The organism is Levilactobacillus spicheri DSM 15429 (genome assembly GCF_001435095.1).
Taxonomy (GTDB): domain Bacteria; phylum Bacillota; class Bacilli; order Lactobacillales; family Lactobacillaceae; genus Levilactobacillus; species Levilactobacillus spicheri.
This window is the reverse complement of sequence record NZ_AZFC01000002.1, coordinates 183,026-192,187: the sequence shown is the minus strand read 5'-3', so window position 1 is coordinate 192,187 and position 9,162 is coordinate 183,026. Positions and strand designations below refer to the sequence as shown.

General features: G+C 52.4%; 14 protein-coding genes. All 14 read left to right on the top strand.

The features are described from left to right. On the top strand, positions 1 to 234 hold a 234-nt coding region (locus FD37_RS12520; protein ID WP_162256100.1), incomplete at its 5' end, for a DNA-methyltransferase. Positions 235 to 361: 127 nt separating this feature from the next. Beyond that, on the top strand, positions 362 to 640 hold the full coding sequence (locus FD37_RS01480) for a hypothetical protein (RefSeq protein WP_056962962.1): 279 nt from the start codon (positions 362 to 364) through the stop codon (positions 638 to 640). Beyond that, complete coding sequence (locus tag FD37_RS01475) at positions 633 to 929, top strand: DUF6275 family protein (RefSeq protein ID WP_056962960.1); 297 nt, start codon at positions 633 to 635, stop codon at positions 927 to 929. Before FD37_RS01480 ends, FD37_RS01475 begins: the two co-directional genes overlap by 8 nt. Before the next feature lie 2 nt (positions 930 to 931). Beyond that, positions 932 to 1,435 carry a hypothetical protein gene (locus FD37_RS01470; RefSeq protein ID WP_056962958.1) on the top strand — a complete coding sequence of 168 codons (504 nt, stop codon included), beginning with the start codon at positions 932 to 934 and terminating at the stop codon, positions 1,433 to 1,435. 2 nt (positions 1,436 to 1,437) lie between these two features. Next, positions 1,438 to 1,809: a hypothetical protein gene (locus FD37_RS01465; protein ID WP_056962956.1), complete on the top strand. Its 372-nt coding sequence runs from the start codon at positions 1,438 to 1,440 to the stop codon at positions 1,807 to 1,809. Between the two features lie 13 nt (positions 1,810 to 1,822). Continuing rightward, a complete protein-coding gene (locus FD37_RS01460) occupies positions 1,823 to 2,296 on the top strand; it encodes a hypothetical protein (protein ID WP_056962954.1) in 474 nt (157 codons plus the stop codon). Then, positions 2,289 to 3,740, top strand: coding sequence for a phage terminase large subunit (gene terL, locus FD37_RS01455; protein WP_056962969.1), 1,452 nt, complete (start codon positions 2,289 to 2,291; stop codon positions 3,738 to 3,740). The genes FD37_RS01460 and terL overlap by 8 nt, the downstream gene beginning before the upstream one ends. A 1-nt stretch (position 3,741) precedes the next feature. Next, positions 3,742 to 4,035, top strand: a complete 294-nt coding sequence (locus FD37_RS01450; RefSeq protein ID WP_056962952.1) for a hypothetical protein — start codon at positions 3,742 to 3,744, stop codon at positions 4,033 to 4,035. Continuing rightward, positions 4,035 to 4,364, top strand: coding sequence for a hypothetical protein (locus tag FD37_RS12890; RefSeq protein ID WP_056962950.1), 330 nt, complete (start codon positions 4,035 to 4,037; stop codon positions 4,362 to 4,364). Before FD37_RS01450 ends, FD37_RS12890 begins: the two co-directional genes overlap by 1 nt. Beyond that, positions 4,348 to 6,108 (top strand): phage portal protein, encoded by a 1,761-nt coding sequence (locus tag FD37_RS01440; RefSeq protein ID WP_056962948.1) that lies wholly within the window; start codon positions 4,348 to 4,350, stop codon positions 6,106 to 6,108. Before FD37_RS12890 ends, FD37_RS01440 begins: the two co-directional genes overlap by 17 nt. Next, positions 6,032 to 6,982, top strand: a complete 951-nt coding sequence (locus tag FD37_RS01435; protein WP_056962946.1) for a hypothetical protein — start codon at positions 6,032 to 6,034, stop codon at positions 6,980 to 6,982. The genes FD37_RS01440 and FD37_RS01435 overlap by 77 nt, the downstream gene beginning before the upstream one ends. A 93-nt stretch (positions 6,983 to 7,075) precedes the next feature. Continuing rightward, positions 7,076 to 7,726 (top strand): DUF4355 domain-containing protein, encoded by a 651-nt coding sequence (locus FD37_RS01430; RefSeq protein ID WP_056962944.1) that lies wholly within the window; start codon positions 7,076 to 7,078, stop codon positions 7,724 to 7,726. A gap of 17 nt (positions 7,727 to 7,743) precedes the next feature. After that, positions 7,744 to 8,790, top strand: a complete 1,047-nt coding sequence (locus tag FD37_RS01425; RefSeq protein ID WP_056962942.1) for a hypothetical protein — start codon at positions 7,744 to 7,746, stop codon at positions 8,788 to 8,790. Between the two features lie 12 nt (positions 8,791 to 8,802). Next, positions 8,803 to 9,153: a hypothetical protein gene (locus FD37_RS01420; RefSeq protein WP_056962940.1), complete on the top strand. Its 351-nt coding sequence runs from the start codon at positions 8,803 to 8,805 to the stop codon at positions 9,151 to 9,153. The last annotated feature ends 9 nt before the right edge of the window (positions 9,154 to 9,162 follow it).

Genomic DNA, 9,162 nt, shown 5'->3' with positions numbered 1-9,162 from the left:
GTCGCCAATAATTCAAAAGAGAAAACGGACCATCCGACACAAAAACCGGTAAAACTATTGAGTTATCTCATTAAGACCTACACGAACCCCGGTGACCTGGTGCTGGATAACTGCATGGGTTCCGGTAGCACGGGTGTTTCTTGCGTGGAGACAGGCCGGGACTTCGTTGGAATGGAAATGGACCAACACTACTTTGACGTTGCCCAGCATCGCATCGAAGAAGCACATAAATAGGGGGTGGCCGGCATGGCCAGAATGATCAACAACAAATTTGGCTGTGTCAGCGCCGTTGAAAATCAGTGCCTGGGGAAGCTGGAACACGACCTTAAGCACGACAAACGCTGGAAGGAGCGAATCAAGCATGAAGAAGCTAAGCGACAAGGAAAAGGCCAAGCTGTGGGACGACCTACCGAAGTATTTCACGGTTAGCGAGCCCAACGGGGAATTGATTGCGTACATTCCGGTTAAGCCAGAAGCGGGACTCAGCGATGGCATGATTACCAACAAGGACTGCATCTACACCGAGAGCTATAGCGATGAAGAGGCACGTTTCGTCGACATTGACGGCAAGGTTTACTACGAAAGTGCAATGAAGTGGGGCGACCGTAAGCAAGCACAGGAGGCTATTGATCATGACTAATCAAGAGTTCATTGCAAAAGCAAAGCAGCTGGTGGCCGATTACACGAACGCTCACATGGATAAGACGGACTTCACTGACAATCCGTTGTCGGACCCACGCATCTTTCCAAAAGACGTTTACGTGGTATGGCTGGCTAAGACGCTACAAAACGCCAAGGCACTGCTGAGCACGACGGTCAGCGACGGTATGTACTACGAAGTCACTTTAGACGGCGACAAGAGCAAGATTTACTTCGACGCCTACAAAAAGTTTGAAAACAAATCCTACAACGCAGAACGGGTGGACTAATCATGATTAAAGACGAAGAGTTGCTCAGCGTTGATCGCAAGTATCTGAATCACCGTGGCCGCAAGGCGGCCGGCCTGGCAAAGATTACCAAGGATTACGCCGACAGCATGAATCGCGTTCCGGCAACCGACGAAGGAGCCGTCACTTTACTAGATGGAACCATCGATGCGTTGACGCGGTTGAAAGATGTTTTGAGTGAAGAGGTTCAAGAAAACGATAGCCGCTCAGCCACACAGAACATGAGCTTTGAGGACGCCATTACGTCGGTACTACTTCATGGAAAAAAGATTCGGCGCCGCGACTGGTTTGACAAGCTGTTATTTCGGAACCCTGGCGATTTTGTGGATGGGGCTTATAATCATCCCGCCGCTATGGCGATGAAGATAAACTTTCAACAAGATCTTGCGGAACCGATGATACAGGATGCGGCATCCTTATTGAGCAAAGACGACAGGAATGCTCATGATTGGGAAACTGTTGACTGCAAGCTTCCTTGGGAGGAATAACTATGGGCTCACAAAGAGTTAATTTAAGTGATGGCACATTCATTAGTATTTTTGACTCAAAGTATTTCCATGTTTTGATCAATGATGAAGAACTAAACGGCCTCAGTAGTGACGTGGCTGTTAGAGTCGTTGACTCTGGGTCAAACTACGTAGACAAGTTGGTTCAGATTATGGTCCCGCTGGGCACACCATCGGATGAGTTGCTAAAGAGCGTAGTCCGGCAAGAGAAACCAATTCACTTGGTTATCAAGGATGATAACACCGGAAACTTGTACGAGAGCCATTCAGGATATATCAAGTACGGTCCGAACATTGTGTACGGTAAGGGGTTCCCAATGGGCCAGTTTACGGTGGCCTGTGTATTTATGGACTAGGAGGTGAGCACTCATGGGGAAAGGCAAGTATCAAGATTGGTTGACCCATGAGGGCTTGACCAAACTCGAAGGCTGGGCCCGCGACGGCCTAACCGATGAGCAAATTGCCAATAATATCGGTATCCGACGTCCCACATTGTACGACTGGAAGAAAAGTCATCCTGACATTTCTGACGCCCTAAAAAAGGGAAAGGAAGTCGTTGATCGAGAAGTTGAGTCGGCCTTGTTGAAGCGCGCAAAGGGATACGAGACTGTCGAGACGACCACCGTTGAGGATGTCGGCGGGACTACGGAAAGAACAGTTGTTAAGCAGATTCCGCCAGACACAACGGCTGCTATCTTCTGGTTGAAGAATCGCAAGCCGGACGAATGGCGTGACCGCAAGGAGACTGAGCTGTCGGGCGGGGTAGGCGTGCAGGTTAGTGACCCTTACAAGAATCTATCGGAAGAGCAGTTAGCTAAGCTAGCTGATGATGACGATGGATAAGGAACTGATTCGCCAAGGTGCACGGGTTGAATTGGCTCGGCGCCATTTCTTTTCTTACGCTCGCCTGATTGCCCCAAGCTTCTATAAGCGAAGCCGAGGGTACCTGGTTGAATTATGCGATGCCTTACAGAAATTTGTAGTGTCTGACGATGACGTTCTGGTCATTAATGAACCGCCGCGCCACGGCAAGTCGCGTACAGCGGGACTGTTCGTCCAGTGGTTATTGGGTAAGGACCCATCAATTAAAGTGATGACCGGTTCCTATAACGAGACCTTGTCTACGACGTTCTCTAAGGGCGTTCGGAACTCTATCCAGGAGGTTAAGGCTGATCCGGATATTCCGGTGTTTTCGGACGTGTTCCCCGGGGTTAGCATCAAACAAGGTGACGGGGCCATGAACCTGTGGTCGCTTAAGGGTGGGTATAACAACTATTTGGCCACCTCGCCTACTGGGACCGCAACGGGGTTCGGGGCCGATGTCATGATTATCGATGACCTGATTAAAAACGCCCAAGAGGCCTTTAACGAGGTTAGGTTGGACGAGCAATGGTCGTGGTTCGTAAACACCATGCTGTCACGGCTGGAATCCGGCGGGAAGATCATCATCATCATGACGCGGTGGTCGTCGCAGGACCTCGCAGGACGTGCCCTAGCCGAATTACCTGGATTGGGGTATAAGGTCAAACACATCAGCATGAAAGCTCTCCAGGACGATGGAACCATGCTCTGTGAGGATATCCTGTCCCGCGCCCAGTACGAGCGAACATTTAAGACTCAGTCACCCGAAATTGCGGCGGCCAACTACCAGCAAAAACCAATCGACCAAGAGGGCCGGCTGTACAAGCATTTCAAAACTTACGATGAAATCCCACGAGACAAGCAGGGGAACCCGCTATTTCGGGGGATTTTTTCGTACACCGATACGGCCGATGAAGGATCGGACTGGTTAGCTCACTACGTTTATGGCGTTTACAACGACGAGGCCTATATTTTGGACGTTGTTTTCTCGCAAGATCCAATGGAAACGACGGAACCGGCAGTTGCACAATCGTTATTCGACAACAAAGTGAACGCGGCCACCATCGAATCCAACAACGGTGGGCGTGGATTCGCCCGTCAAGTTGAGCGGAGACTGCACGAGGAGTACCACAGCAACGTTACAAAAGTTCAGTGGTTCCACAACAACCAGAACAAAGTCGCCCGGATCCTGTCGAACTCGACCTGGGTCATGGAACATATCTACTTCCCAGGCAACTGGCGCAACCGTTGGCCAGACCTGTACGACTTCCTAACACGGTATCAACGTGAGGGGAAGAACGAACACGATGATGCTCCTGATGCTTTGACGGGTGTTGCTGAGTCTGTTCAGAACAAGGTTCATCTAAGCAAACGGCCTAGCCGCCACAAGCAAGCTACGATTCTCCATAAGAAAGGACTTATCTAGTATGACTAAGAAAATGGGCCACGTTAGTGCGAGGGTCGCCAGCGCACTGGACCGATATGCGTTAGGTCGCGATGGTGGCCAGATTACCATCGTCGATCGTGAAATCGGCGAGGCTTTTGTGCTGAAACTGACCGGTAATAAGGCCGACAAGGTGTGGCAAATGCTGGTCACCACGCATCCTAACCGTGACATCGGCAAGATTGAGTTTGGCACTAAGAACGGTCCGCGCACCATCGACGAGCTCATCAAGACGGGACCGGACGGCACACTTAAAGCAAAGCTGGGGTTGATTTAATGGATCTACCTATTTTTGAAATGAACGGTGTGGCCATTAGTTCTATGACCGACAAGGAATTATTGGCCGCCATCAAGCAGAACGAAGTCTCTCACAATTACCCCGACAGTGCCACGACAATTCTGGTGGCTGAAGGTGTTAAGCGTATCTTATCCGCAAATATTGATTTGGAAGAAAAACGGGCCGAGGCACGAGAGCAGGTATATCGGTCAATCATCGATGGGGCCAACGCTCCGGTTTCGGTCGAAGACCACATGCTACATGACGCCTTGCCAGGACATGATAATGAAGAAGCGAAGGGAGTTGACGGATATGGCGGAGACGAATGACCCACAAGCACACGGCATGTCACTCCCGTGGCCTGACCGCAACAGCAAGTCGATGCTCCACGGTGGTTCCCGGTTCGGCTTCGATGCCAATCAGGAGTACCAAATGCCAGCTGACACTTGGAACGCCATCAAGGCCAATCCAGACGCTATCAAGCCGCTTCTGGCATGGTTCGTTGGTGACCACTATCGAAACCAGCTGCCACGTCTACTGACTCTGGAGCGCTATTACCAGGCTGACAACGATATCCATTTTTGGCATAGCGACAAGGCCCCCGACCGGGCCGACAATCGAATAACGTCCGGCCTACCGCGGTATATCACGGACCAGAAGGTAGGGTACCAGTTCGGGAACCCGTTGAAGTTTGCATACAGCGACCCCCACAAGCCTGATGATTCAGGGGACGACATCGTGAATGCCATCGCGGCCTTCAATGACGCGGTTGACGAGCCTTATCACGAAAAGGTGATGGGCAAGAACCTCAACAACACTGGTCGGGCTTACGAGCTGACGTACGTCAAGCAGGACAGCAACGACTTAGCACTCCGGGCAATCGACCCGGCCCACTGCTTCGTGGTCTACGACACGACGATTGACCTGAATTCGCTGTTTGCGGTTCGCTACTACATGGTGAAGTTCATGGAGACTACCACCTACTACGTCGAGGTCTACACGGATTCGATGACCTACTACTACACCAGCTCCGATTCACCGAATGGTGAGTACACGCTGACGGGTCAGTCGCCGCACTTCTTTGGTACGGTCCCGATTACCGAGTACCGGCTCAATGACGAGCGGCTAGGCGCCTGGGAACCTAAGCTAGACGAGATTGACGCCTACGACCGCTCGGTGTCCGAAATGGCCAACTCACAAGAGGACTTCAACAATGCCATCTTGGTGATCAGTGGTGACGTGGACGATGAAGACGACATCGACAACGCGGTTCCACTGACTGATGCTGACGGTGAGCAGGTCACGGATGACGAGGGGCACCCAATCTACAAGGCCGACAGCATCGACCCCAAGAAGCGGGTGCTCTTCGTCAAAGCAACCGTGATCGACAATCCCAACGGCGGGACGACTGTAATCCCAACTACTGCCAGCTATCTGACCAAGGAACTCAATGCGAAAGGGTGGCAGACGTACAACGACCGCCTGTTAGCTGACATCCATAAGGACACCAACACACCGGACGTCACGGACCAGAACTTTGCGGCGAACGCATCGGGTGTGGCCATGTCCTACAAGCTGTGGGGGTCCGACCAGGAACGTGCGACACAACAATCTCTTTACACGCGGGGGATTAAGCGCCGCATTCGATTGCTGGCCACCTACTGGGCCAAGACGTCGCTTATCAGCTCGACTGATGAAGCTGAGCACGTCAACCCTAGTTACACGCCTAACTTGCCGAAGAACGACAACGAGGTCATCACTAATGCGGTTGCATTGCTTGGGTCAGGTCAGCTTTCTAATAAGACTTTCTGGTCAATGATTGAGTCCGCCACTGGGGTCAAGCCTGATGGCGAAGAGAAACTCATGAAAGACCAGAAGGCCCAGGAGAAGCAAGAAGGCCTGGACTACATGAATAAAGTTGGTGGGTCTGATCAGGACAAAGCCAACCAGTTTGGTCGTCCTGGTGGAAGCCAACTTGGAGACGGGAGTGTAGACGATGGTCAAGACGACAGTGACGGACGCCCAGGAGAAGCAAAGAATCAGCCAGCTGATAAACTCGGACAAAAGGTTTAAGGGCCAGACCGATAACTTCTACGTGAAGACGCTAAAACTCATTGGCGACAACTTGAGAGCCTTCTACGCACGGTACGCTTCTAGCAAAGGATTGACGGCCGACCTGGTGCGTCAACGAATCACTCACTGGGATCTCGATCAATTTTTGCACGCCATTGACCTGCTGTCGGGTGAAGCACCTATCAGTGACGAGTTGAAGAAGCGAAAAAAGCTGTACAAGTACCAAATTGCCGGTGGTGATCATGCGGATGCAGTGGCTGCACTTATCGGAGCGACCATCGCGGTGACCACCAACAAGGTCCAACACATTAGCCGCCAGCACCTCGCCAACGACTACAGCGCCGAGCAAAAGTACCAGCAGGTCATTGCGTCCAAGCACCTTGCATGGACACTACCGCGCACTCAGGGCGTTCAAATCACACCAGCTATCGGCCATGCGGTTGATGGCTCCGATTGGTCCGACCGCCTGTGGGTTCACTCGGATAACATGGTCGCTGACGTCCAAAAAGTGGTGCGGAATTCGCTGAGTGGCGGTCTGCAGCAGGACCAGCTCAACAAGCTACTGCAATTTGGGGCGCCCGGTATGGTTCCGGGTGGCCTACAAGCGGCTGGTGAGACCGAAATGTGGATGGTTGACCGGCTTGTTCGGACAGAATCTGCACGGGTGGTCGATAAGGCCACCATGGACGCTCTTACCAACCGCCATGTTAAGCAAGTGGTGATTGTTGGGGAACCCGATGCGTGTGACGATTGCAAGAAGATGATCAACCACGGTCCGTATCCAATCAACGACTGCCCAACTCTACCGATTCACCCGAACGACCGCTGCAAGAAGCGAGAATACATCAAAGACGACGAACCAGCACCCATCTAGGGTGCTTTTTTAATGCCCTTTTTTCGGTTGCGGGCCCTAAAGAACAGCTGATGAGTTATGCCACTCTAACAAGCATTCAAGGAGGAATTCATTATGTTAAATCGCATTCTGCAAGGAAAGTTCTACGACGCCCCAGACGACAACACCGGCGGCCAGCAAGATGACCACCAACCGGATGATGACAAAAAGCCGGTTGACCAGAACCCCGACAACAAACCCGGAGACGATGAACCCCACAAGGTGACCGCCAAGGACCAACGCCGGATTCGTCAAGACGCGATCAACCAGTTCAAGGACTCAGACGAGTTCAAGCAAATCATCGCTGACACGATTGCTGAGGGCGAGAAGCGGGCCAAGATGTCCGCCGACGAGAAGGCCGAAGCTGATCGCAAGGCACAAGCCGAACGGGACCAGCAGGAACGGGACAAGTTCCACCGGGAACAGGCCCACTTCTACGCACAGCAGGAACTGGCCAACCGTAAACTCCCTGACACCTTCGCCGATTACGTGGCCGACCAAGACCGCGACAAGATGGTGGCCAACGTCGATGCGTTCGAGAAGACGTTTAACGATGCCGTTCACGAAGAGACGTTGAAACGCATGCAAGGGGACCAAACACCCGCTGCAGGCAATCAAACGCCTAACACGACCGTCACTCAAAAGGATTGGGACGCCATGAGCTTCACCGACCAATTTGCGATTCAGCAAAAGAATCCCGAACTCGCAAAACAATTTATGAAATAGAAAAGGAGTGATTCAAATTGGCAGACACTTTCACGCAACTGGCTGGCATGCTTCAATCTCCGCTTTTTGGCCAGAACGTCATCAATAAGTCCACCAAGACTAACCGATTTCTGGCGTCTGGGATTCTGACCCCTGACCCACAATTTGGCGCGCACTTGCTGGATTCTAGTGAAGACTACATGACGTTGCCTTTCACAAACGATTTAGACGGTGATCCAGACCCATGGACCGACTTGAACGACATCGAAGTCAGCAACATCACGACTGGCAAGCAACGGGCCATGCGGATGCGGCTCGTAAAGGCGTTCGGGTACACTGACATCGCGCAACAATTCTCAGTGTCCAATCCTGCCAACGTCATCGCAGCAGACTTTAGCGACTTCTGGGCCCGTGCCGAGCAAAAGATGCTGGTCCAAATGCTAGCTGGGGTCTTCGCAAACACTGATATCGCAACCGCAAAAATGTTTGACGATTCAGCCAAGCAATTTGGCCCTCGCGGGTTCCTAGCGACCATTGGGCTGTTAGGCGACTTGCAAGACCAGACGTTTAGCAAGATTGCCGTCAACTCCAGCGCCTACAGCGAAATGAAGGCACAACAGATGATTGACACAGCTGAACCGAACTCCGCAGTCGGCCCGTTTGGGGCGTACAACGGCATGCAAATCGTGGTCGATGACGACTTACCACTGACCGACGATGGCATTGCCACCAGCTACATCTTTGGCAATGGTTCCGTTGGCTATTCTGTGGCCAACCCTGGCAACTCTACCGAAGTTGAACGGGAAGCTCGCAAGAATGGTGGTCGTACCAACGTCATCAATCGGCGTGTCGAGACAATGCATGTTCTGGGGACGTCTGTGGTACCTAGCTTCCACTCTGCTGGTCAAACGGTCACTATGGCCGAACTGGCCAGCCCAGACACTTGGGAAGTCGTCAAGGACGTTGACCCACGGAACATCAAGGTAGTGGCTTACAAGTCCAAGATTTCGACCGACTTCTTGCCTAAGAAGAAGGCTGCGGCCGCTTCCACGAGTACCACGTCCGGCTCGACTTCCAGCAAGTAAGGAGTGATCTAAATGGCTGACAACAAGACGACGCTCGACCGGCTCAAAAAGTATCCACTGGCATCCGACCTGGACGATGACGAGTACCTGCAGCAGCTCATCGATGATTCATGGGTGACGGTGCAGGACGACCACATCAAGCCAGTGAAGCAAGAAGAGGCCAACCGCCTACTAGTGCTCAGCGAGCTCTACGTGGACACTTTGGTGGCTAACGGTGGCGTTCAGTCTGCCAGCCATTTAGGTGAATCTCAGACAATGTTCGACTGGTCCAAGGGCAATGACCCGTACATGGTGCGGTACCAAGCCCTGGTCGACCAATTTGGGCGCAGTCGGCACCGCGGCCGGGCGTTCAGTCGGGATTGAGGCGATTAG